This is a genomic window from Catenulispora pinistramenti, from assembly GCF_018274385.1.
Taxonomy (GTDB): domain Bacteria; phylum Actinomycetota; class Actinomycetes; order Streptomycetales; family Catenulisporaceae; genus Catenulispora; species Catenulispora pinistramenti.
This window is the reverse complement of record NZ_JAAFYZ010000175.1, coordinates 1-23,656: the sequence shown is the minus strand read 5'-3', so window position 1 is coordinate 23,656 and position 23,656 is coordinate 1. Positions and strand designations below refer to the sequence as shown.

Below are 23,656 nucleotides of genomic sequence, written 5' to 3'. Positions count from 1 at the left end.
TGCCCGCCCCGCCGGCGGCGTGAGCCAGGCTTGAGCCCCGCCTGGACCAGGACCAGGTCCAGGTAGCAGGTCCAGGCAGACAGTGGGCACATCGCGGCCGAGAGCGTCGGCCGCGTTCGGTCAGGACAAGTCCAGCAGCGCAACCACGGGGACGCCCCCGAGCCGGAGCCGACGTCGCTCCGGAACGGGCTTGTGGTCAGGACACTGGACAGAACGACGGCCGCTCACCTTCGTACGGGGTGGGCGGCTGTCGGCTTTCGGCGCTCTGAGGGCGATCACCGATTCCCACTTCGGTGACGCACCGCGCAGGATCGGGCGGGCGCTGCATGAACCGCGCGGCGAAGTCGGGGATGTCGCCGATTCGGTCGCCGCGGCCACCGATTCCGGCGATGCCGATTGGCCCGACCCGGTGTTTCGCTTCGATGATGGCGAGATCGGCAAGTCGCCTTGAGCGCGGCGGTTTCTTCGCAGATTTTAGAAGCTCTTTACGAAACCACCCGAGCGCGACTATCTCTGAAGCAAGTCGCAGTTCCCTGATTCCCCGATCGCACACACTGTCGGCGCCGGTGAGTCCGAAGTGCGCGAATGCCCGAATCACTTGCCGGATACCGGTAGACGGCATGGTTTTTTCTTTGTCGCCGTCCCGCACAGCGAACGGCCCCCACCGCGAGCGATGGGGGCCGTTCGTTTTCGGCGGAGATCAGGCACTGACTCCAGGCGCCGCCTCCGGGGCCGCCGGCGGCAGCGTCCCGGACTCCAGCACCGAGGCGTCCTCCGGGACGTCCTCCTTCGGGCCGGACTTGAAGGTGAACCGCTGGTCGGACTCGACCGCGCCGGTCTCGGTGTTCTCGTCCACCGTGATCAGCTGGCCGGCCCGGACCTCGCCGAAGAGGATCTTCTCCGACAGCGGGTCCTCGATGTGCCGCTGGATCGCGCGGCGCAGCGGCCGGGCGCCCAGGACCGGGTCGTAGCCGAGGCTGGCGATGAGCTCCTTGGCCTTGCGGGTCAGGACGATGCCCATGTCCTTGTCCTTGAGCCGGCCGTCGACCTTGCTCATCATCAGGTCCACGATCGCCACGATGTCGTCCTGGCTCAGCTGCGGGAACACCACCGTGTCGTCCACGCGGTTCAGGAACTCGGGGCGGAAGTGCTGCTTCAGCTCGTCGTTGACCTTGGCCTTCATCCGCTCGTACGGGGCCTTGGTGTCACCCTGGGCGGCGAAGCCCAGGCCGAAGCCCTTGGAGATGTCCCGGGTGCCGAGGTTGGTGGTCATGATGATCACCGTGTTCTTGAAGTCCACGACCCGGCCCTGGGAGTCGGTCAGGCGGCCGTCCTCCAGGATCTGCAACAGCGAGTTGAAGATGTCCGGGTGCGCCTTCTCGACCTCGTCGAACAGCACCACCGAGAACGGCTTGCGGCGCACCTTCTCGGTGAGCTGGCCGCCCTCTTCGTAGCCGACGTATCCGGGCGGGGAGCCGAACAGCCGGGAGACCGTGTGCTTCTCGGAGAACTCGGACATGTCCAGCTGGATCAGCGCGTCCTCGTCGCCGAACAGGAACTCGGCCAGGGCCTTGGCCAGCTCGGTCTTACCGACGCCGGACGGGCCGGCGAAGATGAACGAGCCGCCGGGGCGCTTGGGGTCCTTCAGCCCGGCACGGGTGCGCCGGATCGCCTGGGACAGGCCCTTGATCGCCTGGTTCTGGCCGATGACGCGCTTGTGCAGCTCGTCCTCCATGCGCAGCAGGCGGGAGGTCTCCTCCTCGGTGAGCTTGAAGACCGGGATGCCGGTGGCGGTGGCCAGGACCTCGGCGATGAGCTCCTCGTCGACCTCGGCCACGACGTCCAGGTCGCCCTGCTTCCACTCCTTCTCCCGGCGCGCCTTGGCGCTCTGCAGCTGCTTCTCCTGGTCGCGCAGCGCGGCGGCCTTCTCGAAGTCCTGCGCGTCGATCGCGGACTCCTTCTCCTTGCGCACGTTCGCGATCTTGTCGTCGAACTCGCGCAGGTCCGGCGGCGCCGTCATCCGGCGGATCCGCATCCGGGAGCCGGCCTCGTCGATCAGGTCGATGGCCTTGTCCGGCAGGAACCGGTCGGAGATGTAGCGCTCGGCCAGGGTGGCCGCGGCCACCAGCGCGCCGTCGGTGATGGACACCCGGTGGTGCGCCTCGTAGCGGTCGCGCAGGCCCTTGAGGATCTCGATGGTGTGCGCCACCGAGGGCTCGGCCACCTGGATCGGCTGGAAGCGGCGCTCCAGGGCGGCGTCCTTCTCCACGTACTTGCGGTACTCGTCCAGCGTGGTGGCGCCGATGGTCTGCAGCTCACCGCGGGCCAGCATCGGCTTCAGGATGGACGCCGCGTCGATGGCGCCCTCCGCAGCGCCCGCGCCGACCAGCGTGTGCAGCTCGTCGATGAACAGGACGATGTCCCCGCGGGTGCGGATCTCCTTGAGCACCTTCTTCAGGCGCTCCTCGAAATCACCGCGGTAGCGGGAGCCGGCCACCAGCGCGCCGAGGTCCAGCGTGTACAGGTGCTTGTCCTTGAGCGTCTCGGGCACCTCGCCCTTGACGATGGCCTGCGCCAGGCCCTCCACGACGGCGGTCTTGCCGACGCCGGGCTCGCCGATCAGCACCGGGTTGTTCTTGGTGCGGCGGGACAGCACCTGCATGACCCGCTCGATCTCCTTCTCGCGCCCGATGACCGGGTCGAGCTTGCCCTCGCGGGCGGCCTGGGTCAGGTTCCGGCCGAACTGGTCCAGGACCAGGGAGGTGGACGGCGTGCCCTCGGCCGGGCCGCCGGCCGCCGCGGCCTCCTTGCCGCCGCCGGAGTAGCCGGACAGCAGCTGGATGACCTGCTGGCGCACCCGGTTCAGGTCCGCGCCCAGCTTGACCAGCACCTGCGCCGCGACGCCCTCACCCTCGCGGATCAGGCCGAGCAGGATGTGCTCGGTGCCGATGTAGTTGTGGCCCAGCTGCAGCGCCTCGCGCAGGGACAGCTCCAGGACCTTCTTGGCCCGGGGGGTGAAGGGGATGTGCCCGGACGGGGCCTGCTGGCCCTGGCCGATGATCTCCTCCACCTGCTGGCGGACCGCTTCCAGCGAGATGCCCAGGCTCTCCAGAGCCTTGGCCGCCACACCCTCACCCTCGTGGATGAGGCCGAGGAGGATGTGCTCGGTCCCGATGTAGTTGTGGTTGAGCATCCTGGCCTCTTCTTGGGCCAAGACGACGACGCGCCGTGCGCGGTCGGTGAACCGTTCGAACATTCCTCATCGCTCCCCGGAGCGTCGCGGGCTGACGTATGGATCGAAGTGCTGCTTTGTGAAGCGAGTACAGATCGTGCGCTTGCCCTGGTGTGTTGCTGGTTCCATGCGGTGCCAAACCACTGTTCCCCACCTGGGGTGGCGGGCGGGTCTGGCAACCAATCTAGTCCCGCCTTCCCACGCAGGTGGCGTGACTTCCCCGATGTCAACGGGACGGTCACCGCGCCCAGTGCCTTCCGTTAGTCCAACTCGCCGCCTCTGACGTGGTGTTCCCGGTACCGGGGCCGTAGACCCGAATAGGCTGTACGCCAAGAGCGAACGGGGAGGTCGATCCACATGCCGGACGTGGTCTCCGTACCGGAACCAGCGGGGCGCGAGGCACTGGCGAGGCTGCTGGGATACGGCCAGCCGGCGGTGGCGCCGGGCCCCGTGGCGCTGTCCGCGACCGGCCGGGTCCTGTTCTATGTCGCCGCCGGCGGCGCCGAAGACCTGCCCGAGCTGCTGGAATGGCTGGACTGGGGCGGAGTGCGCCTGGATCTGAGCGCGGTGCCCGCCGAGGAACTGACCGATCCCCCGGTGCGCTGGCTGCACCCGGCGATGGTGCCGATGCAACGGCCCGGCGGACTGGAACCGGAGCACCCGGTCGGCCCAGCGGACGCCGCCGATGACCCGGAAGACGCGGACGGCGCCGCCCGGACCGCCCCAGGCGGCTCGCGTCGCGACGCCTATCCGACTCCGGGACTGCCCGAACCCCCGGAGCTGATCGCCCTGCTGGCCACCATCGCGGCCGCCTGCCACCGGCTGGCGGTGGCCGCGGCCCGCTGAAGCGGCGCGGCGCCGGTCACCGGCGCTGACCGGTCCTGACCGGCCGCGCCGACCGGCGCGGACTCCTCCGCGACGTCGGCCGGGCACACTCCCCGGCCGAGGTCGGGAGTATTTAGTGAGCGGCGTTGTAGCGATTCATCAGGTCGGTCGGAATGCGACCGCGGTCGCTGATTTCCACGCCCTCGACGTTACGGAGCCATTCACGGATGTGCTTCGTGTCCCGGCGCGCCGGGCCGGTACCGTACTTCCGGCGACCGGAGGCGGCGGCGCTGGCGCCCGTCACCTGCGACGCGGCCGCGAGGTACTTGTCGAGCGCCTTGCGCAATTCCTTCTCATGCGCCTCGGACAGGTCGATCTCGTAGGACTTCCCGTCGAGGCCGAACTTAACGGTGCTCGCGCCCTCGGAGCCATCGAGGTCGTCGTGAATCACCACGGTCGTGCGCTTGGCCATCGGGCGGCCCGCCTTTCTCCGGTACGGGTTATTCCGTCTGTCAGCAAAGCGCATTCCGGTGATGAAATCAAATCCTCTCCGAGAACCCGGGGCAGGTCCTACAAGATCCGCAGCATGCGCGTATTGCCCAGAGTGTTGGGTTTGACCTGCTCCAAGTCCAGGAACTCCGCGACCCCGCCGTCCGGGGACTTCGACAGTTCGGCTTCGATCTGCGGCGGCACCGGTACCCCGCTGATCTCGGAGAATCCGTGCGCGGCGAAGAAGTCCACTTCGAACGTGAGGCAGAACAGCCGGCGAACGCCGATGCGCGCGGCGGTACGGACTAGTTTGTCAAGGATTCGCGCGCCGACCCCCATACCCCGGCATTCCGGGTCGACGGCCAGGGTGCGCACTTCCGCGAGATCCAGCCAGAAGACGTGCATGGCGCCGCAGCCCACCACCCGGCCGTCGCCGTCGTGTTCGGCCACCCAGAACTCCTGGATGTCCTCGAAAAGCGTGACGTCCGGCTTGTCCAGCAGGATGTCTTTGTAACGGGCGAGCAGTTCGCGGATCGCGCCGACATCGTCGGTACGGGCCCGGCGCACCGTGATATCGGCGGCGGAGGCGGGGAGGGTCATCCGAAAAGATCGCTTCTCACGTCGGCGGGATCGGCCCCGGCGGCGGCCAGGACACCGAGGCAGGCCTGGACCGTGCCGGTCGAGCCGACGGCCACGCCGCCCCATCCGGACAGTGTCCCGCCGTCGGCCAGGCGCTTGACGTACTCGTCCAGATGTTGAGGCAATTCCTCGGCGGCACCGAGGAAGACCACCTTCGCGTTGCCGTGCGCGGCGGCCAATTCAGACAAGCGTTCGTTGAGGTAGTGAGTCCCGGCGTCCGCGGACCCGTCCGCGGCGTCGGCGGCCTTCGCCGTCTTGGCGGCCTTCTCGGCCGCGGCCGGGGCGGCCTTGGCGGCGGCCGCGGGCTTAGCCGTCTTCTGGGCTTTCTTGGCCGTGGCGGCCTTGCCGGCCGGCTTCGCGGCGTTCAAGGAGTTCCCGACCACGATGTGCACCGGCCGGTCGTCCCCGCTCGCCGCGGCCTCCTCCAGCAGCGCGGCGATCGGCGCCAGCCCGGTGCCGTGCCCGACCGCGATCAGCCGCGAGGCGCCGGCCGGGAAGGCCAGCTCGCCGACCGGGGCCGCGATCCGGATCCGGTCGCCGAGCTCCAACTCGTCGTGCACGACGTTGCTGAGCCGGCCGTCGGCGGTGCGCTGGACGTGGAACTCCAGGACGGAGTGATCCGGGTCCGCGCCGTCCGCGCCATCCGGGCCGGTCGGCGCGGCGGCGAACGAGAAGTCCCGCCAGACCCAGGGCAGCCGGCCCAGCTCGATCGCGGCGTACTGGCCGGCGTGGTAGGGGTACGGGAACGCGGTGCGGGCCCGCAGCCGGACGACGTCCTCCCCCATCCGGTCTACCGCGACGACCTCGGCCTCCCAGTAGGCCGGGCCCTGCGCGTCGGCCTCGGCGGCGATCCCGAGCATCGCCGAGGCGACCATGGTCAGCTCGTCCACCCAGGCGGCCGCGGCCTCGTAGGTCCAGGCCTCGCCTATCGTGCGCTCCAGGGCCGTCATCACCGACCCGGCGAACGCCCGGTAGTGCGGCTCGCGGACCCCGTACTTGCGGTACTCCAGCGCGAGCCGGCGCAGCAGCGGCAGCAGCGCCCCGGGGCGGTCCAGATCGGCCACCACCCGGGTCGCGGCCTCCAGCGTCCGCTGGTCGCGGCGCACCTCGCCGCCGGCCGCGAAGTACTTGCGGTAGCGCGGGTTGGAAGTGAAGAAGTCCTCGTACAAAGCCGAGAGGAAGACGTCCGGTCGTGCGGTGACGGCCGCGAATCCCTGCCGCACCAAAGCCAGCGCCTGCCCACGGCCGGCCAGCAGATCGTCGTTGAGGTTTTCGCCGTCCACAGCCAGAGCTTCCGTCACGCGCACGACATTAACAGGACGCTAAGCGGCGTCTTACCGTGATCCAGGCTTCGGTCCGAACCGCGGATCGTTCCGCTCGGCCTCCAGCTCACGCGCCCGCGCCTCGGCCCGCTTCTGCGGGTTCTGCGACACGACGATGAGCCTGATGACGTAGACGAACGCCACTGCCACCACAAAAGACGGTACGTACAGGCCCAGATTGCCCATCATCGTGTCGCTTCCCCCTCGAAACCAGCCGAGGTGTTTGTCGGTCCCGCCAGACTACATACGCGAGTTTGGCGAAACCTACGCGGGCTTCACGAACGGGAACAGGATGGTCTCCCGGATCAGCCGCCCGGTCAGCGCCATCAGGATCCGGTCGATCCCGGCCCCGATGCCGCCGGCCGGCGGCATCGCGTACTCCAGCGCGCGCAGGAAGTCCTCGTCCAGCTGCATGGCGTCGGGGTCGCCCCCGGCGGCCAGCAGCGACTGCTCCGTGAGCCGCTCGCGCTGGTCCACCGGATCGATCAGCTCCGAGTAGCCGGTGCCGATCTCCGCGCTCCAGCCGACCAGGTCCCAGCGCTCGGCCAGCCGCGAGTCCTCGCGGTGCGCCCGGGTCAGCGGCGAGACGTCCTTCGGGAAGTCCCGGTAGAACGTCGGCAGCACGGTCTTGTCCTCGACCAGGTGCTCGTACATCTCCAGCACCACCTGGCCGCGGGTCCAGCCCGGCGCGTAGGGGATGTTCGCGCCGTCGCACAGCTTCTTCAGCGCGCCGATCTCGGTGTCGGCGGTGACCTCCTCGCCGAGCGCGGTGGAGATCGCCTCGTTCACGGTGACCGACTTCCAGTCGCCGCTGATGTCGAACTCCTCGACCTCGCCCTCGGCGTTCACCCGGCGGGCCACCTGGGAGCCGAAGATCGCCTCGGCACCCTCCTGGATCACCTGCTGCGTCAGCTTCTGCATGACGTTGTAGTCGCCGTAGACCTCGTAGGCCTCCAGCATGGTGAACTCCGGGCTGTGCGTGGAGTCCGCACCCTCGTTCCGGAAGTTGCGGTTGATCTCGAAGACCTTCTCCACCCCGCCGACCAGCAGCCGCTTGAGGTAGAGCTCCGGCGCGATGCGCAGGTAGAGCTTCATGTCGTAGGCGTTGATGTGGGTCTCGAACGGCCGGGCGTTGGCCCCGCCGTGGATCGGCTGCAGCATCGGGGTCTCGACCTCGGTGTAGCCGCGCGCGCCGAGGCTGGAGCGCACCGAGCGCACCAGGTCCGAGCGCGTGAACAGCATCCGGCGCGCCTCGGGGTTCACGATCAGGTCGACGTACCGCTGCCGCACCCGGGTCTCCGGGTCGGTCAGCCCCTTGTGCTTGTCCGGCAGCGGCCGCAGGCACTTCGCGGTGATCGCCCAGCTCTCGACCATGATCGAGAGCTCGCCCCGGCGCGAGGTGATGACCTCCCCGGTGACCCCGACCAGGTCGCCCAGGTCGACGTCGGTCTTCCACTCCTCCAGCGACTCCGCGCCGAGGCGGTCCAGCGAGAACATCGCCTGGATCTCGAACTCGCCCTCCCGCAGGGTGGCGAAGCAGAGCTTGCCGCCGGTCCGGGACAGCACGACCCGCCCGGCGATCCCGGCCCGCTGCCCGGTCGGGGTGTCAGGGGCCAGGTCGCCGTACTCGGCGCGCAGCTCCCCGATGGTCGCGGTCCGCGGGTACCCGACCGGGTACGGGTCCACGCCGCGCTCGCGCAGTTTGTCCAGCTTCTCCCGGCGGATGCGGATCTGCTCGGGGAGGTCGGACTCGGGCTGCGCCGGAGGCGGGGTGGTCTCGGTCATGGGACAAGGCTACTTGGCGGGCTTCCAGGGGCCGCAACCGAATACCACGTGGCGGGCCGCACGGGGGAACGACGGCCGCGCCGGGCGGCGGGATGCCCGGCGCTCAGCCGCTGAAAGCCGGATACTTCGCCAGGTCCCCGGTCCGCCAGTCCTCGGTCGCGGCCAGCAGCCCCCGGAACGCGGACGCCACGGCGGGAAGCTCCCGGGCCCGCTCCAGCGAGGCCGCCGTGGCCTCCCAGCGGTAGCGCAGCACCTGCCGCATGCTGGACTCGGGCATCCGGGTGCGGTTCATCGGCCGGTCCGCCTCCTGGACCACAGGCACCTGCCACACCGACATCATGACCACGAAGGCGACGGAGCCCCGCCGCACCCCGGGCCGCCAGATCCGGTCGTCGGCCAGTTCGGGGTACGCCTTCACGACCTCCTCGCGATAGGCGCGCTCGGCCTCCATGGAGAAGGTCTTGGGCAGCCGGAACACACACCAGCAGGTTCCGAACGGCATCCGGCTGTAGGCCGCGTCCAGGAAGACGGAGTGGAAGCCCGCGCCCTCGAAGTCGATCGGCCGCAGCCCCTCGGCGGTCAGCAGATGGTTGTCCGGGCAGATGTCGCCGGGCGAGAACCGGTCGTGGTCCAACACGGACACCGCCTCGATGTCGGACTCCAAGCCCGGTGGCGGCGCGATGCCGAGCCCGTCGAGGAAGCCGGGCAGCTTCGCCATGCTCTTCGCGACCCACGGCTCGCTCGGCACCTCCAGGTCGCCCTCCCGCCCCACGGTCTGCACGGCGAGCCGGCCGTAGGTGGCGGCCCACTCGACGAGCGCCGCGCGGGCCTGTTTCTCGTCGCCGCCGAGCAGCAGGTCGGCGAGGTTCGGGGCGTCGCCGAGGTCTGCCATGACGATCAGCCGGTGCTCCGGATCGGCCGCCAGGAGTCGCGGGCCCATATCGGTGAGGCGGAGTCCGCTGGTCTCGGCCGCGTAGGCGGACTGTTCCTTGTGCGCCTTCAGGATGACCGTGTCGCCCGCCGTGTCCCCCGCCGCCGTGCGGACCCGCAGCACCACGCTCCGATCGCTGCCGCCCAGATCGACCGGATCGGTCAGCTCGGTGCCGAGTAGTGCCGATGCCGCCGCGAGGATCTCCGTTACTTCCATCGGATCATGCAAGCACGCGGACGCGACGGCGGCCGAACGTTTTTCCGTCCGGCCGCCGTCGCGAACCCGCCATGTCCCGATTGGGAAATCAGCTCCCGCTGTCCCGCCGGGGAAATCAGCTCCCGCTGTTCCGCTCGTACACCAGCCGCAGCCCGACCAGCGTCAGCCACGGCTCGTGCACGTCCACCACCTCGGACTCGTCCAGCACCAGCCCCGCCAGCCCGCCGGTGGCGACCACGGTGACGTCGTCCGGGTCCTCGGCCATCTCCTCGGCCATCCGGTGCACCACGCCGTCGACCTGGCCGGCGAACCCGTACAGGATCCCGGACTGCATGCACTCGACGGTGTTCTTCCCGATGATGCTGCGCGGCTTGGTCAGCTCGATCTTCCGCAGCTGCGCGCCGCGCATCCCCAGCGCCTCGACCGATATCTCGATGCCCGGCGCTATCGCCCCGCCCAGGAACTCGCCCTTGGCCGAGACGGCGTCGAAGGAGGTCGCGGTCCCGAAGTCGACCACGATCACCGGGCCGTCGTACAGGTAGTGCGCGGCCAGGGCGTTCATGATCCGGTCCGCGCCGACCTCCTTGGGGTTGTCCACCAGGATCGGCACGCCGGTCTTCACCCCAGGCTCCACCAGGACCGTCGGGACGTCGCCGTAGTGCCGCCGGCTCATGTCGCGCATCTCGTGCAGCACCGAGGGCACCGTGGAGCAGATCGACAGCCCGGTCAGGCCGCCGGGCTTGCCGGCCGTCGGGTGCTGGTTCAGCAGGCCCTGCGTCATCACCGCGAGCTCGTCGGAGGTACGGCGCGGATCGGTGGCCACCCGCCAGTGGTCGGCGATCTCCTCGCCGTCGAACAACCCGTAGACGGTCTGCGTGTTGCCGACGTCAATGGTCAGGAGCACCGGGCTACTTCCCTTCTTCGCGGACGTCCGGGTCCTCGCGGAAGTCCGAGCCGATGTCCAGGATCGGCGCGGAGTGGGTCAGCGCGCCGACCGAGATGTAGTCCACCCCGGTATCGGCCACGGCCCGCGCCAGATCCAGCGTCAGCCCGCCGGAGGCCTCCAGCCGGGTCCGGCCGTACAGCTCGTTGCGCCCGGTCACCTGGACCGCGGCCCGCATCCGGTCCGGGGTGAAGTTGTCCAGCAGGATCAGCTCGGCGCCGGCCGCCAGGACCCCGGGCAGCTGCTCCAGGGAGTCGATCTCGACCTCGATCGGCAGCCCGGGGTGCGCCTTGCGCACGGCTTCGAAGGCCTCGACGACACCGCCGGCGGCCACCACGTGGTTGTCCTTCACCAGCCCGGCGTCGGACAGCGACATGCGGTGGTTCACGCCGCCGCCGCACCGCACCGCGTACTTCTCCAGCGCGCGCAGCCCGGGGGTGGTCTTGCGGGTGTCGCGGATCTTCGCACCGGTGCCCTCGACCGCGTCCACCCACAGCCGGGTCTGGGTGGCGATCCCGGACAGGTGGCACAGGAGGTTCAAAGCGGTGCGCTCCCCGGTGAGCAGGTCCCGCGTGGCGCCGGTGACGGTGAGCAGGACAGTGCCCGGCTCGACCCGGTCGCCGTCCTTCACCGCCTGCCGGATCTTCGCCGTGCCCTGCGAGATGAGGTCGAACACCGCCGCGGCCACCGGGACGCCGGCGGCCACACCGGTCGCCCGGGAGGCGAAGTCCGCGGTGGCGGCGGCGTCGGCCGGGACCGTGGCCTCGGTGGTGGCGTCCGGGCCGTCGGCCAGGTCCTCGTCCAGGGCCATCATGATCACCGAAGTCACGTACTCCGGGTCCAGGCCGCCGTCGGTCAGGGCCTTGGCGACATCCGGGGACAACGAGCTCATCAGGGCTTCACTCCATCCATCTCAGCACTGCGCAGCGGCTGCTTCTCGGTGACCAGGTTCCCGGTCGCGGGGTCCAGGCGGGTCGCCAGGCGCACCAGCCAGCGGTCCGCGCTCTCCGGGAAGTCCTCACGCCAGTGCGACCCGCGGGTCTCGTTCCGCATCAACGCGCCCTTCACCAGCGCACTGGCCAGCAGGTGCAGGTTCGTCGCCTCCCACGCCTCCAGGTGCGGGGCCTCGGCACGGTGCTCGGCGAGCCGCTCCAGCTCGTCGGCGGTGCGGTCCAGCGACTGCGCACTGCGCAGCACGCTCGCACCGGCGGTCATGGTGTGCTGCACGTCGGCCAACACCGACGGCTCTAGCAGCACGTCCACCACGTCCTCCGGTGCCTCGACAGGGACCGGGGTCTGCGTCCACGGCAGCCGCTTGGCGAGGTCCGCTCCGATGCGCTCGGCGAAGACCAGTCCTTCCAACAGCGAGTTGGACGCCAGGCGGTTCGCTCCGTGCACGCCGGTACAGGCTGCCTCTCCGCACGCGTACAAGCGCGGGATAGAAGTACGTCCCCATATGTCGGTCCGGATACCGCCGGACGCGAAGTGTTCGGCCGGCGCCACCGGGATCAGGTCCTTGGCCGGGTCGATCCCGTGCTGGAGACAGGACTCACGGATAGTCGGGAAGCGCGTACGCCAGTACTCATCGGAGAACTCTGCTACGCCGGTCCGTGCGTCGAGCCACATATGCGGCTCCCCGGTCTCGGCCATACGTCGCATGATGCCCTTGGCGACCACGTCGCGCGGCGCCAGTTCGGCCAGTGGATGCTGCCCGACCATGAAGCGGACACCGCTGCCGTCCACCAGGTGCGCGCCCTCGCCGCGGACCGCCTCGGAGATCAGCGGCTGCTGCCCGCGCGCCGCCCCGCCCAGCCACATCACCGTGGGGTGGAACTGCACGAACTCCAGGTCCGCCACCTCCGCGCCCGCACGGAGCGCGATGGCGACGCCGTCCCCGTTCGCGACGGAGGGGTTCGTGGTCGCGTCGAAGACCTGCCCCATGCCGCCGGTGGCCAGCACCACGGCCTTGGCGTGCACCGCGCCGACGCCGTCGCGCGCGCCCTCGCCCATGACGTGCAGCGTGACGCCCGCGGCGCCGCCGTGCTCGTCCTTGAGCAGGTCCAGCACCAGCGCGTGGTCGATGACCTCGATCTCGCCGATGGTGTGCTCCAGCGCCGCGATCAGCGCGCGGGAGACCTCCTTGCCGGTGGCGTCGCCGCCGGCGTGCGCGATGCGGTGGGCCAGGTGCCCGCCCTCGCGGCCGAGCGCGATGGAGCCGTCCGCGGTCTTGTCGAACTCGGCGCCGAGCGCGATCAGTCTGCGCACCGCCGCCGGGCCCTCGGTCACCAGGGCCCGTACGGCGTCCTCGTCGCAGACCCCCGCCCCGGCGACCAGCGTGTCCTGCAGATGCGCCTCCGGACTGTCGCCGACGCCGAGCGCCGCGGCGATGCCGCCCTGCGCCCACTGGGTCGACCCGTCCTGCAGACGTGCCTTCGTCACCAGCAGAACGCTGCCGGCCTGCCGCGCGGCCAGCGCCGCCGTGATGCCGGCCACGCCGGACCCCACCACGACCGTGTCCGCATACGCCCGCCACCCCGGATGGGGTGCCCTTAGCCGCTGGACCATTGCCTCGCCCCTCACGTACCGGAAACCCAGTACTCCTAGTTCGCGGTGACGTCGCCCCGACTCAGCACCTGGGAACCCGGGATCGGTTCGGCCGGGTCGGCCCCGAGGGCGACGATCCGGTTCTCGGTGTCGACGTGCACCACCTTCGGCTGAAGACTACGCGCCTCCACGTCGTCCACCTGCATGTAGGAGATCAGGATGACCAGGTCCTGGGGGTGCACCAGGCGCGCGGCGGCGCCGTTGATCCCGATCACCCCGGTACCGCGCTGCCCGGGTATGACGTAAGTCTCAAGGCGGGCGCCGTTGTCGATGTCGACGATCGCCACCTGCTCGCCGGGCAGCAGGTCGGCGGCGTCCATCAGGTCCTCGTCGATCGTGACCGAACCGACGTAGTGCAGGTCGGCCTGGGTCACCGTGGCGCGGTGGATCTTCGACTTGAGCATCGTGCGGTACATCAGCGGGCTCCGTGGGTGGTGAGGGTGAGGGGCAGGTTGTCGATCAGGCGGGTGGTGCCGACGCGGGCCGCCACGGCGAGCACGGTCTCTCCAGAGAACGTCGGCGGGGCCTCCGAGAAGTCCCGCGGGTCGACCAGGGCCAGGTAGTCCAGGTCCAGCCGTCCGGTGGCGACGGCCGCCTTCAGCACCGCGGTAGCCGCGTCGCGCACTGCGTCGGCGCCCTCCGTGGCCTTCTCCTGTCCGGCGAACAGTGCGCGCGACAGGGCGAGCGCGGTAGTGCGCTCCTCAGAGCTGAGGTAGCGGTTGCGGCTGGACTTGGCCAGACCGTCCTCGTCCCGGACGGTCGGGACGCCGACGATCTCGATCGGCATGTTCAGGTCCAGGACCATGCGGCGCACCAGGGCGAGCTGCTGCGCGTCCTTCTGCCCGAAGAACGCCACGTCCGGGTCCGTCAGGTTGAGCAGCTTGTTCACGATGGTCAGGACCCCGGTGAAGAAGCCGGGACGGAACTCGCCCTCCAGCACCTCCCCCATCGCCCCGGGGGTGACCCGCACGATCGGCTGACCGCCCGGGTAGACCTCCTCCACGGCCGGCGCGTAGACGACATCCACTCCGGCTTCCGCGCACAGCTTCAGGTCGTCGTCCAGGGTCCGCGGGTAGCGGTCGAAGTCCTCGTTCGGGCCGAACTGGAGCGGGTTCACGAAGATGGTCGCGACGACCAGGTCGCAGTCGTGGCGAGCGCGCTTGAAGAGTTCCAGGTGCCCTTCATGAAGCGCCCCCATGGTCATGACCACGCCGCGCTTCCTATTAGCGAATCCATCCAGGAAGGGCTGCAGTTCGGCGCGGGTGTGCACGAGCGCGGTCATGCGTCAGGCTCCTTGTTCAGAACTCCGAGCAGGGGTTCGGCTTTCTCTGCGGAGAGCTGTCCGGAGGCCATCGCGCGGTCCGCGGTCAGGCGTCCTAGTGCGCGGTAGCCGCGGGCGGCCTGCGGGTCGCGCTCTGCCAGGACCTCCAGGTGCGCCGCGACGGTCCCGGCGTCCCCGCGCGCGACCGGCCCGGTCAACGCCAGATCGCCGGAACGCAGCGCGTTGTCCAGCGCGGCGCCGAGCAGCGGGCCGAGCATCCGGCCGGGCTGCCGGACGCCGGCCGCGGCCAGCAGGTCCTCGGCCTGCGCGACCAGGGTGACCAGGTAGTTGGAGCCGTACGCGAGGGCCGCGTGGTACAGCGGACGCGCCGCCTCCTCGATCCACTCCGGCTCCCCGCCCATCTCCACCACCAGGGCCTCGGCGATCGGGCGGAGCGGATCCGGGGCGGTCACCCCGAAGGAACAGCCGGCCAGCCGCGCCACGTCGACCTCGGTGCCGGCGAAGGTCATGGCCGGGTGCAGCGCCAGCGGCAACGCCCCGGCCCTGGTGGCGGGGTCCAGGACGGTGTAGCCGTGCCGGCCGGAGGTGTGGGCCAGTATCGTGCCGGGCTTGATCGAACCGGTCGCCACCAGCCCCTCGACCAGCCCGGACAGGGCGTCGTCGGGGACGGTGAGCAGGGCCAGGTCGGCGACCGCCAGCACGTCCTGCGGCGGCACCAGCGGCACGTCGGGCAACAGCTTGTCGGCACGGCGGCGCGACTCCTCGGACACACCGGAGGCGGCGACCACGTGATGGCCGGCGCGCTGTAAGGCCGCCCCGAGGGCCGATCCAACGCGGCCGGTACCTACGACCCCGACCGCCAGGCGGGACTCTGCGGAATCCATGGGCTCTCTATCTGTCAACGATCCAGTCCACTTCGGGTACCAGTCGTATCAAAATGATGGCGGGATCAAGAGTATCCCGGAGTGGTCCTCACGGTCATCATGGTCACTGATCTGCCATCATTCCCCCATGCCACGCTCCACGGACTCGGTAGGCGAGTTCACCAGGGAGTTACTCGGGCGTGGTCACACCACCCTGCGCTCCGGGATCGAGCACTCGGTGCGGGCCTTCCGACTGCACGGCGTGCGGCACTGGTTCAACCGCGAGCGCGAAGCGTTCATACAGACCCTGAAGACCGCCCTGGCCTGTGCGGTGGCCTGGGAGCTGGCCAAGCGGGTGATCTACCACGGCCATCCCCAGTTCCACGCCGTCCTGGCCCCGGTGGCCGTCCTGATCACCATGCAGGTCACCATCTACCAGACCTTCCGGCGCGGCCTGCAACAGGTCGCGGCGGTATTGCTCGGCGTCTTCGCGGCCCTGGCGATCGGCCGGTTCATCGACCTGACCTGGTACACGCTGTCGGCCCTGGTGATCGTGGCGCTGATGGTCGGCCGCGGCCTGCGCCTGGGCACCCAGGTCAACCAGGTCGCCACCACCTCGCTGCTGGTCTACAGCCTGGGCCGGGGCTACGGCCTGGAACGCATCTGGGACACCCTGCTCGGCGCGGCCGTCGGTGTCGTCGCCAACGCACTGATCGCGCCCCCGACCTACGCCGACACCGCCGCCAAGGACCTGGCCGACCTGGCGGACGACCTGGCACAGCTCTGTAGAGACGTCTCCAAAACCCTCAGTACCGAATGGTCGGCAGCCGACGCCAAGAAGTGGCTGGACCGTTCCCGCGCCCTGGCCGGCGACAGCCACGACGCCGAGGACATCGCCGACCAGGCCGAGGAGGCCGTCCGCTACCACCCCCGGCGCTCCGCGCTGGAACCGGAGGTCAACCGCGTCGACCAGGCGGCGATCTGCCTCAGCCACGTCTCCTCGCAACTCAACAGCCTGCTGCGGGGCCTGAACGACCTCGCGAACGGCGCCCGGGGCCTGCCGGCCACCACCGAGGTCCCCGACGCGCTGGCCATACTCCTGCTCGACGTCGGCCGCGCCCTGAACCGCTTCGGCCGGCTCCAGATCCCGGACCGCGACAGCCGCCAGGTCCTGGAGGAGCTGAAGGTCATCATCACCGCCGCGGCCGACCATCAGCTCTCGGCTATAGAGGACATGCTCCCTATAGGGGCGCACGCAGTAGAGCGCTGGTCTGTTCACGGAGCGCTCCTGGACGAGGTCCGGAGGATGCTCTACGAACTCGACCCGGTGGACGGCCCGCACGCCCTGGCCATCCCCGAGATCCTTCCCCCGCCGGTCCCCAGCTCGTCCACGTGACCCGCGTCCTTATAAGGGGCGCTACAAGCACGGTCCCTGTAGAGCTCCTATAAGCGGGTCGTTTATACCGCGCAGAGTCCCGCAGATCTGGGGATGATGCGCGGTATGACTTTCCTGGACCGGAGCGACCGCACCACCCTGGCCGCCGCGCGCCTGTTCGCCGGGCAAGAGGACGGCACCGTCATCGGCGAGGACGCGGGCATGCTGATGGTGGCGTCAGCACGCCCCTACCTACGCTCGCTGTTCTACAGCTCGGCACGCCGCTACGACCGCACGGTCCCGGCGGCCAAGTCGATGGAGGCGGTCCGCTCCTTCGGCGCCGAGCACAGCCAGCCGCTGAACCTCTGGGCCTCCGTCGACGGCGACGCGGACCTCATAGCCGCCGCCGAAGCCATCGGCATGACCCGCGGCATAGAGCTGGACGACATGGGCACCACCACCGCCCCGGCCATCCCGGCCCCCGGCCCCGAAGTCGAACTCGCGGAAGTCCGCGACCCCGAGGAAGCGGACGCCTTCGCAGAAGTGCACCGCGCACTCCGCATCGAGGCGAAGCAGGACCCGGACACAGTGCTGCACTTCGGATCACCCGCAGTCCTCCTGGACCCGCACGTCCACGCCTTCGTCGCCTACCTGGAACGCGAACCGGCCGCCGCCGCACTGGCCCTCCGCCACGAAGACTCCGCCGGGCTGTTCTGGGTCGCCACCAAGACCTCCGCCCGCAAACGCGGCCTCGGCGCCCTGGTCTCCGCAGCCGCCGTGGACGGAGCCTTCCAGGCCGGCGCGAAGAGCGCGACGCTGACCGCCACCCCGCTCGGGGCGCCCGTGTACCGGCGGCTCGGGTTCGAGCGGTTCTCGGGGCGGGCCCGGTACTCGTTCTAGAGAACACAAGCTAGAGAACGCACAAGTGGGGCGCACTCCTATATAAGGAGCACGCCCCACAGAGCGCTACTAGAAGCGACCTACTTCAGCTTCGTCCCCACCGACCGCAGGTCCGTGCAGGCCTCGAGGACCCGGGCCGCCATGCCCGCCTCGGCCGACTTGCCGTACGTCCGCGGGTCGTAGGTCTTCTTGTTCCCGACCTCGCCGTCGACCTTCAGCACGCCGTCGTAATTCTTGAACATGTGGTCGGCGATCGGCCGGGTGAACGCGTACTGCGTGTCCGTGTCGACGTTCATCTTCACCACGCCGTAGTCCAGCGCCTCGCGGATCTCCTCCAGCGCCGAGCCGGAGCCGCCGTGGAAGACCAGCTCGAAGGGCTTGTCGCCGTGGCCGGAGTGCTTGGCCGCGACCGCGTCCTGCAGGTCCTTCAGGATCGCCGGGCGCAGCTTGACGTTGCCCGGCTTGTAGACCCCGTGCACGTTGCCGAACGTGGCCGCCAGCAGGTAGCGGCCCTTCTCGCCCAGGCCGATCGCGTCGACGGTCTTCAGCGCGTCCTCGGGGGTGGTGTACAGCTTCTCGTTGATCTCGTTGGCGACGCCGTCCTCCTCGCCGCCGACGACGCCGATCTCCAGCTCCATGACGATGTCCGCCGCCGCGCACTTGGCCAGCAGCTCCTGCGCGATCTGCAGGTTCTCGTCCAGCGGCACCGCCGAGCCGTCCCACATGTGGGACTGGAACAGCGGCAGCTTTCCGGCCTTCACCCGCTCGGTCGAGACCTCGATCAGCGGCCGCATGAAGCCGTCGAGCTTGTCCTTCGGGCAGTGGTCGGTGTGCAGCGCCACCGTGATGTCGTAGCGGGCCGCGACCACGTGCGCGAACTCCGCCAGCGCCACCGAGCCGACCACCATGTCCTTGACCGAGCCGGACAGGTACTCCGCGCCGCCGGTGGAGATCTGGAGGATGCCGTCGCTCTCGGCCTCGGCGAAGCCGCGCAGGGCGGCGTTCAGCGTCTGGGAGGAGGTCACGTTGATCGCGGGGTAGGCGAACCGGCCGGCCTTGGCCCGGTCCAGCATCTCGCGGTAGACCTCAGGGGTCGCGATAGCCATCGCTTAATCTCCTCGGTAGGACGGTCGCACTCGGTTCAGCGCTGCTGGAGCGCAGTTTACCGGCCGCGGTGCCGGCCGCTCGAGGCGACCGAATCCTGGTCGGCCGCCGGGTAGCCGGCGGCCGTGGCGGCGGCGTTGGCCTTCTTCGTCTTGCGCCACTCGAAGAAGATCGGCAGCAGCGACAGCAGCACGATCACCAGGGTGATCGGGATGATGTACTTGTCCACCTTGTCGGCACTGATCACGTTGGAGGCCAGCCGGCCGAGCAGCAGCACGCCGTCGGCCCAGATGACGCCGCCGATGAGGTTCGCGACGAAGAACTTCTTCGCGGGCATCTCCAGCACGCCGGCGACCGGGTTCATGAACGTGCGCACGACCGGGATGAAGCGCGCCAGCACCACGGCCTTGGTCTCGCCGTACTGGTTGAACACGCCCTCGGCCTTCTCGACGTACTCCCGCTTGAACAGCCGGCTCTCCGGCTTGTCGAACAGCGGCCGCCCGAAGCGCGCGCCGAGATAGTGCCCGAGCTGGGCGCCGGCCACGGCACAGATCGGCACCGCCACCAGCAGCAGCGGCAGCGACAGGTGGTGGGTGTTGGTCACGCCGGCGGACGCCTTGCCGGACAGCGTGAGCAGACCGGCGATGAACAGCAGCGAGTCGCCGGGCATGAAGAAACCGATCATCAGACCGGTCTCAGCGAAGATGATCGCGCAGACCCCGAGCACGGCGAAGTTGCCGAGCGCGTTGATCCAGTCCGTCGCGGAGATCGGGTTGAAGGCCAGGAAGTGGGCCAGTGAGGAGGTCACGGGACAGAGGCTACCTTGTCATTACTACAGCGTGTGGCAGATGGCGGGATCGTGACGCTCCCCAGCCTGGTCAGACCGGGAAGCGTGGGGCGATACGAGCGGTTCCGACCGGATCGCGGGGCAGCGCGCCGACCCTGGTCAGCTCGCCTGGTGCAGAGAGCCCACCATACCGAGCAACGCCGTGTCGTACTTCGGGTCGACGGAGACGACCGTGGCGACCGCGAACTGCGACGGAGGTGTGGCCCCCGGCGCGGCGTTGAGCTTCCACAGCATCGGCTGTGCCCCGGTGCCGCTGGAGCAGGTCACCGCCCACTCGTGGTACTCGGCCGTGGTCGGCGCGGCTGTGGTCGATCCGGTGGTGGTCGGTGCGGCCAGGGCGTAGTCCGTCGAGGTGCGCAGCAGTACCGAGCTCTTCACCTTGTTGCCGCTTCCGGAATTACCGCTCCCGGACTGGCTACCGGTCCCGGACTGCCCCGCCGGGCAGACGATGTCCGAGGCGGAGCCCACGGCGGTCGGCCACCAGCCGGTGCCGCTGCTCGCGGTGCTCAGCGGCCAGGCGGTCGGCGCGGCGTCGGTCTTGAGGTAGAGCGCGTCCACGCCGCAGGGCAGCGTGCCGGCGCTACCGGCGGAGGCCGGAACCGGGCGGGTCTTCGGCGTCACGCAGCCGGCGGTGGCGGATATCGGGGTCAGCTGCCAGCCGTCGGCCAGGGTGAAGCTGACCGTGCCGACGGTCTCCGGGGAGCCCGCCGCCACGTCGGACTTGGTGGACGGGCTGCCCTCGCTCCCGGCCACACCCGGCTGACCGGAACCGGCGCCGACCTCGGTCTTGTTCGAGTCCGACGGCAGCTGCGCGCCCACGAAAACGCCGCCGGCCAGCGCGGCGGCGACGGTGACCGGCACCCACATCCGGCGCCACGACCACCAGGATTCGCGCCCGGTCCGCACCCCCGCCGTGTGTTCGTTCGGCGGGATGCCGGGCCGGAGCGTGGAATGCGTGACGAGTTCACTGCGCGCCTGCAACGCAGCACGCAGCCTCGTCTCGATTTCTAGCTCGTCCCGCTCTTCCACAGCCCGCACCCCAAAGTGTTGACACCTGATTAGGTTCTGGCAGGTAGACGCGCGAACCACCACGCTGGTTGCGTCCGATTCGCGGTCGAGATCGCGGGAACTCTACTGCGCCCGCCTCTGATGTCTACACTCCGAGATCCCCCAGCGTATAGACGGTGTAGTAGGGCAGTCCCTCGGCGGCGATCGCTTCGGCGGCACCGGTCGCGCGGTCCACGATCGTAGCGACCGCGACCACCTCCGCACCGGCCTCCCTCAGCGCGCGCACCGCTTCCAGCGGCGACCCGCCGGTCGTGGAGGTGTCCTCGACGGCCAGTACGCGCCGGCCGGCCACCTCCGGGCCCTCGATGCGGCGCTGCATGCCGTGCGCCTTGGCGGCCTTGCGCACCACGAAGGCGTCCAGCGCCCGGCCGCGCCCGGCCGAGGCGTGCAGCATCGCGGTGGCCACCGGGTCCGCCCCCATCGTGAGCCCGCCGACCGCGTCGAAGTCCAGGTCCGCCGTCAGCTCCAGCATCGCGGTGCCGACCAGCGGCGCCGCCGTCCCGTCCAGCGTGATCCGGCGCAGGTCCAGATACCAGTCGGCCTTGAGGCCGGAGGACAGGGTCACCTCGCCGCGCACCACCGCTTTGTCCTGGATCTCCTTCAGCAGGGCATCACGGGCGGGGCTGGGCTGGGCGACGATCGGCGCGTGGGACATGTCCCCAAGCGTAGCCAACCCGGCGCCGCCGCCGATCGTCTTCCTCAGCCTCTCGCCTCGGGCCGAGGACTGCGCTTAGGCTCAACCGGGTGAACGTCGTGTCCGTACCGTGTGCTGTCGCCTGCTTTGGGAGCCGTCCGTGGCGATGATCTGTGCCGTCAGCTTCACCCGCTACGGCCGTCTCTATTACTACGCACCAGGACCCATCACCCCGCACGTGGGCGACAAGGTGCTGGTCCCCACCTCCGCCGGGCCCGAGGTCGCCGAGTGCATCTGGGCGCCGCAATGGGTCGACACCGAGGGCGACGCGGAGATCGGCGGACTGGACGAACTGGTCGGCTTCCCCACCCCGGACGACCTGGCGCGCGACGAGCGCAGCCGGGAGCGCCGGGCCCGGGCCCGGGTGGTCGCCAAGCGGCAGATCCGCGAGCAGGGACTGCCGATGAAGGTGGTCGGCGTCGACTTCGTGGAGTCGGAGAAGCAGATCACTGTGTACTTCTCCGCCCCGCAGTACGTGGACTTCCGCGAGTTGGTCCGCACCCTCGCCCGGGAGCTGGACGCCCGGATCGAGCTGCGCCAACTCGGCGCGCGGGACGAGGCGCGGATCCAGGGCGGGATCGGGCCGTGCGGGCGGGACACGTGCTGCTCGACGTTCCTCAAGAACTTCGAGCCGGTGTCGGTGCGGATGGCCAAGGACCAGGACCTCCCGGTGAACCCGCTGAAGATCTCCGGGGCCTGCGGGCGGCTTATGTGCTGTCTCAAATATGAGCACCCGCTCTATGTCGAGACGAAGGCGAAGGCACCGGCGCGCGGCGAGAAGGTGCTGACGCCGGAGGGGCCGGGGCGGGTCGTCGGGCTGAACGTGCCGTCGGAGACGGTGAAGGTGCGGCTGGACGAGACGGGGCGGACGTGCTCGTGTTCGCTGGCGTCCGTATGCGGGTCTCGGCAGGACTATGAGACGTCCCGCAAGGACGGGTCTATGCGCTGGGATGCGGAGTAGGGCTTCGCTCTGGGCTCCCTCTGGGCTTCCCCCGCGTTCCCTCTGGGCTTCCCTCTAGCGGCTGCGGCATGGTGTGGAACCGGACTTTTCTGGATAGCTAACCACAAACGCCACAGACCGTTTGTGCCGCGCACCCCGCGCCCCGCACCGTAGGAGGAGACCCGCCTGTGAACCCCAGTCCGACAGCACGACGGGCCCTAGCGGTGGTCGCCGCGAGCCTTCTTCTGACCACTGGGTGCGGCGGGAGTTCGCACGCGTCGCAGAAACCTTCGACGCCCGGTGGACGCGGCGCTTCGGGCAGCGCCTCGGCCGACGCGCCCACCGGCGCCTCCGCCGCCCCGCGCTCCACCACGATGTCCGCCGCGGACGCCGTCCCCGCGGACCTACAGCAGTTCTACAGCCAGCAGCCGAAGTGGGCGTCCTGCACCTCGGACAGCAGCGGCCCGGGCTGGACCTGCGCGAAGATCACCGTGCCGCTGGACTACTCGGACCCGGCCAAGGGGACGACGTACATCATGGCCACGCGCAAGGCCGCGACCGGCCCGGCGAGCCAGCGGGTGGGCTCGCTCCTGCTGAACCCCGGCGGCCCCGGCGGCGCGGGTATCGCCTACGCGCAGGACCCCAGCGTCGTCACCAAGAACGTCGCGGCACACTACGACATCGTCGGCTTCGATCCGCGCGGCGTCGGCCAGTCGGACCCGGTCCGCTGCCTGTCGGACGACACGGCGGCGATGGACGAGTTCGTGTCGGCGGACCCGATGCCCCGCACCGACGCCCAGGTCGCGGAGGTCGTGAAGGAGTCGCAGGCGATCGGCAAGGCCTGCGAACAGAAGTCCGGCCGCATCCTGCCCTACATCGGCACCCCCAACGCGGCCCGGGACATGGACGTCCTGCGCGCCGTCCTCGGCGACCAGAAGCTCTACTACCTGGGCAAGTCCTACGGCACCTACCTCGGAGCCGTCTACGCGGGCCTGTTCCCCCAGAACACCGGCCGCCTGGTCCTGGACGGCGCCATCGACCCGACCCTGACCGCCAAGCAGATGAACATCGCCCAGGCCCAGGGCTTCGAGAAGCTGATCCGCGAATTCGCCGCCGACTGCGTCACCCAATCCGGCTGCCCCCTGGGCACCGACGGCAACACCGCGGTCGACAAGCTCATGACCTACCTGCAGTCGCTCCAGGACCACCCAGTCCCCACCCACGACGGCAACCGCACCGTCAACTACGGACTCGGACTCACCGCGGTCCTCCAGGTGATGTACGTCCCCCAGTACTGGGGCGACCTCCGCGACGCCCTCAGCGCGGCCATGAACGGCGACGGCACCCGCCTCCTGCAATGGGCGGACCTGTACAACGACCGCACCAACGGCACATACGACAACCAGACCGACGCCAACATCGCCATCAACTGCCTCGACCGCCCCGACCCCGACGCCGAGAACGCCCAGCAGATCGAGAACAAAGAGGTCCCGGACTACAAAACCCAGGCCCCCCTCCTCGGCGAAATGCTGGCCTGGGCCGACCTCAGCTGCGCCACCTGGCCGGTCAAACCCCAAACCCAACCAGCCCCCATCAC

The 23,656-nt window shown here is 69.8% G+C and carries 23 protein-coding genes; 5 read left to right on the top strand and 18 right to left on the bottom strand.

The window, feature by feature from the left end:
• Nucleotides 1–196: 196 nt before the first annotated feature.
• Together KGQ19_RS35635 and KGQ19_RS35630 are read right to left on the bottom strand one after the other, a co-directional pair.
• Nucleotides 197–649 (bottom strand): hypothetical protein, encoded by a 453-nt coding sequence (locus tag KGQ19_RS35635; protein WP_212017555.1) that lies wholly within the window; start codon nt 647–649, stop codon nt 197–199.
• Nucleotides 650–700: 51 nt separating this feature from the next.
• Nucleotides 701–3,256, bottom strand: coding sequence for an ATP-dependent Clp protease ATP-binding subunit (locus KGQ19_RS35630; RefSeq protein WP_194896581.1), 2,556 nt, complete (start codon nt 3,254–3,256; stop codon nt 701–703).
• A gap of 333 nt (nt 3,257–3,589) precedes the next feature.
• Here KGQ19_RS35630 and KGQ19_RS35625 point away from each other — a divergent pair, with 333 nt between their 5' ends.
• Complete coding sequence (locus tag KGQ19_RS35625; protein ID WP_212017553.1) at nt 3,590–4,078, top strand: hypothetical protein; 489 nt, start codon at nt 3,590–3,592, stop codon at nt 4,076–4,078.
• 112 nt (nt 4,079–4,190) lie between these two features.
• On the opposite strand, the gene KGQ19_RS35620 is transcribed toward KGQ19_RS35625, so the two are convergent.
• The 12 genes from KGQ19_RS35620 to KGQ19_RS35565 form a co-directional block, all read right to left on the bottom strand.
• Nucleotides 4,191–4,529, bottom strand: a complete 339-nt coding sequence (locus tag KGQ19_RS35620) for a histone-like nucleoid-structuring protein Lsr2 (RefSeq protein WP_212017551.1) — start codon at nt 4,527–4,529, stop codon at nt 4,191–4,193.
• 98 nt (nt 4,530–4,627) lie between these two features.
• A complete protein-coding gene (locus KGQ19_RS35615; RefSeq protein ID WP_212017549.1) occupies nt 4,628–5,146 on the bottom strand; it encodes an amino-acid N-acetyltransferase in 519 nt (172 codons plus the stop codon).
• Nucleotides 5,143–6,486 carry a globin domain-containing protein gene (locus KGQ19_RS35610; protein WP_212017547.1) on the bottom strand — a complete coding sequence of 448 codons (1,344 nt, stop codon included), beginning with the start codon at nt 6,484–6,486 and terminating at the stop codon, nt 5,143–5,145. Before KGQ19_RS35610 ends, KGQ19_RS35615 begins: the two co-directional genes overlap by 4 nt.
• Before the next feature lie 33 nt (nt 6,487–6,519).
• A complete protein-coding gene (locus tag KGQ19_RS35605; protein ID WP_212017545.1) occupies nt 6,520–6,696 on the bottom strand; it encodes a hypothetical protein in 177 nt (58 codons plus the stop codon).
• 75 nt (nt 6,697–6,771) lie between these two features.
• A complete protein-coding gene (gene lysX, locus KGQ19_RS35600; RefSeq protein WP_212017543.1) occupies nt 6,772–8,292 on the bottom strand; it encodes a bifunctional lysylphosphatidylglycerol synthetase/lysine--tRNA ligase LysX in 1,521 nt (506 codons plus the stop codon).
• A 103-nt stretch (nt 8,293–8,395) separates the two neighbouring features.
• Entirely contained in the window at nt 8,396–9,439 is a 1,044-nt protein-coding gene (locus KGQ19_RS35595) for a hypothetical protein (RefSeq protein ID WP_212017541.1), read from the bottom strand.
• Nucleotides 9,440–9,554: 115 nt separating this feature from the next.
• Entirely contained in the window at nt 9,555–10,343 is a 789-nt protein-coding gene (locus KGQ19_RS35590; RefSeq protein WP_212017539.1) for a type III pantothenate kinase, read from the bottom strand.
• Nucleotides 10,344–10,347: 4 nt separating this feature from the next.
• Nucleotides 10,348–11,274, bottom strand: coding sequence for a carboxylating nicotinate-nucleotide diphosphorylase (gene nadC / locus KGQ19_RS35585; RefSeq protein WP_212017537.1), 927 nt, complete (start codon nt 11,272–11,274; stop codon nt 10,348–10,350).
• The gene (locus tag KGQ19_RS35580; protein WP_212017535.1) at nt 11,274–12,947 is read right to left on the bottom strand and encodes an L-aspartate oxidase; all 1,674 of its coding nucleotides are present in this window, start codon (nt 12,945–12,947) and stop codon (nt 11,274–11,276) included. The genes nadC and KGQ19_RS35580 overlap by 1 nt, the downstream gene beginning before the upstream one ends.
• A 35-nt stretch (nt 12,948–12,982) precedes the next feature.
• Entirely contained in the window at nt 12,983–13,402 is a 420-nt protein-coding gene (gene panD, locus KGQ19_RS35575) for an aspartate 1-decarboxylase (RefSeq protein WP_212017533.1), read from the bottom strand.
• On the bottom strand, nt 13,402–14,268 hold the full coding sequence (gene panC / locus KGQ19_RS35570; RefSeq protein WP_212017531.1) for a pantoate--beta-alanine ligase: 867 nt from the start codon (nt 14,266–14,268) through the stop codon (nt 13,402–13,404). Before panC ends, panD begins: the two co-directional genes overlap by 1 nt.
• The gene (locus tag KGQ19_RS35565) at nt 14,265–15,152 is read right to left on the bottom strand and encodes a Rossmann-like and DUF2520 domain-containing protein (RefSeq protein WP_212017529.1); all 888 of its coding nucleotides are present in this window, start codon (nt 15,150–15,152) and stop codon (nt 14,265–14,267) included. The genes panC and KGQ19_RS35565 overlap by 4 nt, the downstream gene beginning before the upstream one ends.
• A 127-nt stretch (nt 15,153–15,279) precedes the next feature.
• On the opposite strand from KGQ19_RS35565, the gene KGQ19_RS35560 reads away from it, so the two are divergent.
• Entirely contained in the window at nt 15,280–16,527 is a 1,248-nt protein-coding gene (locus tag KGQ19_RS35560; protein WP_212017527.1) for an FUSC family protein, read from the top strand.
• 105 nt (nt 16,528–16,632) lie between these two features.
• The gene (locus KGQ19_RS35555; protein ID WP_212017525.1) at nt 16,633–17,406 is read left to right on the top strand and encodes a GNAT family N-acetyltransferase; all 774 of its coding nucleotides are present in this window, start codon (nt 16,633–16,635) and stop codon (nt 17,404–17,406) included.
• A gap of 80 nt (nt 17,407–17,486) precedes the next feature.
• Here KGQ19_RS35555 and fbaA read toward each other — a convergent pair whose 3' ends face one another.
• The 4 genes from fbaA to pyrE all read right to left on the bottom strand — a co-directional run bounded on the left by fbaA (nt 17,487) and on the right by pyrE (nt 21,080).
• Nucleotides 17,487–18,512 (bottom strand): class II fructose-bisphosphate aldolase, encoded by a 1,026-nt coding sequence (fbaA, locus tag KGQ19_RS35550; RefSeq protein WP_212017523.1) that lies wholly within the window; start codon nt 18,510–18,512, stop codon nt 17,487–17,489.
• 56 nt (nt 18,513–18,568) lie between these two features.
• Nucleotides 18,569–19,318 (bottom strand): DedA family protein, encoded by a 750-nt coding sequence (locus KGQ19_RS35545; protein WP_307856605.1) that lies wholly within the window; start codon nt 19,316–19,318, stop codon nt 18,569–18,571.
• Nucleotides 19,319–19,456: 138 nt separating this feature from the next.
• Nucleotides 19,457–20,386 carry a hypothetical protein gene (locus KGQ19_RS35540; protein WP_212017521.1) on the bottom strand — a complete coding sequence of 310 codons (930 nt, stop codon included), beginning with the start codon at nt 20,384–20,386 and terminating at the stop codon, nt 19,457–19,459.
• A gap of 124 nt (nt 20,387–20,510) precedes the next feature.
• Nucleotides 20,511–21,080, bottom strand: coding sequence for an orotate phosphoribosyltransferase (gene pyrE / locus KGQ19_RS35535; protein WP_212017519.1), 570 nt, complete (start codon nt 21,078–21,080; stop codon nt 20,511–20,513).
• Between the two features lie 145 nt (nt 21,081–21,225).
• Here pyrE and KGQ19_RS35530 point away from each other — a divergent pair, with 145 nt between their 5' ends.
• Nucleotides 21,226–22,080 (top strand): PSP1 domain-containing protein, encoded by an 855-nt coding sequence (locus KGQ19_RS35530; RefSeq protein WP_212017557.1) that lies wholly within the window; start codon nt 21,226–21,228, stop codon nt 22,078–22,080.
• A gap of 167 nt (nt 22,081–22,247) precedes the next feature.
• Nucleotides 22,248–23,656, top strand: a 1,409-nt coding sequence (locus tag KGQ19_RS35525) for an alpha/beta fold hydrolase (RefSeq protein ID WP_212017517.1), incomplete at its 3' end; no start/stop codon positions are given.

What these genes read in the sequence shown, in the direction of transcription:
- KGQ19_RS35630 (WP_194896581.1), bottom strand. Translation starts at nt 3,256, where the DNA reads ATGTTCGAACGGTTCACCGACCGCGCACGGCGCGTCGTCGTCTTGGCC.
- KGQ19_RS35625 (WP_212017553.1), top strand. Translation starts at nt 3,590, where the DNA reads ATGCCGGACGTGGTCTCCGTACCGGAACCAGCGGGGCGCGAGGCACTG.
- KGQ19_RS35620 (WP_212017551.1), bottom strand. Translation starts at nt 4,529, where the DNA reads ATGGCCAAGCGCACGACCGTGGTGATTCACGACGACCTCGATGGCTCC.
- KGQ19_RS35615 (WP_212017549.1), bottom strand. Translation starts at nt 5,146, where the DNA reads ATGACCCTCCCCGCCTCCGCCGCCGATATCACGGTGCGCCGGGCCCGT.
- KGQ19_RS35605 (WP_212017545.1), bottom strand. Translation starts at nt 6,696, where the DNA reads ATGATGGGCAATCTGGGCCTGTACGTACCGTCTTTTGTGGTGGCAGTG.
- lysX (WP_212017543.1), bottom strand. Translation starts at nt 8,292, where the DNA reads ATGACCGAGACCACCCCGCCTCCGGCGCAGCCCGAGTCCGACCTCCCC.
- KGQ19_RS35595 (WP_212017541.1), bottom strand. Translation starts at nt 9,439, where the DNA reads ATGGAAGTAACGGAGATCCTCGCGGCGGCATCGGCACTACTCGGCACC.
- nadC (WP_212017537.1), bottom strand. Translation starts at nt 11,274, where the DNA reads ATGAGCTCGTTGTCCCCGGATGTCGCCAAGGCCCTGACCGACGGCGGC.
- KGQ19_RS35580 (WP_212017535.1), bottom strand. Translation starts at nt 12,947, where the DNA reads ATGGTCCAGCGGCTAAGGGCACCCCATCCGGGGTGGCGGGCGTATGCG.
- panD (WP_212017533.1), bottom strand. Translation starts at nt 13,402, where the DNA reads ATGTACCGCACGATGCTCAAGTCGAAGATCCACCGCGCCACGGTGACC.
- panC (WP_212017531.1), bottom strand. Translation starts at nt 14,268, where the DNA reads ATGACCGCGCTCGTGCACACCCGCGCCGAACTGCAGCCCTTCCTGGAT.
- KGQ19_RS35565 (WP_212017529.1), bottom strand. Translation starts at nt 15,152, where the DNA reads ATGGATTCCGCAGAGTCCCGCCTGGCGGTCGGGGTCGTAGGTACCGGC.
- KGQ19_RS35560 (WP_212017527.1), top strand. Translation starts at nt 15,280, where the DNA reads ATGCCACGCTCCACGGACTCGGTAGGCGAGTTCACCAGGGAGTTACTC.
- KGQ19_RS35555 (WP_212017525.1), top strand. Translation starts at nt 16,633, where the DNA reads ATGACTTTCCTGGACCGGAGCGACCGCACCACCCTGGCCGCCGCGCGC.
- fbaA (WP_212017523.1), bottom strand. Translation starts at nt 18,512, where the DNA reads ATGGCTATCGCGACCCCTGAGGTCTACCGCGAGATGCTGGACCGGGCC.
- pyrE (WP_212017519.1), bottom strand. Translation starts at nt 21,080, where the DNA reads ATGTCCCACGCGCCGATCGTCGCCCAGCCCAGCCCCGCCCGTGATGCC.
- KGQ19_RS35530 (WP_212017557.1), top strand. Translation starts at nt 21,226, where the DNA reads ATGATCTGTGCCGTCAGCTTCACCCGCTACGGCCGTCTCTATTACTAC.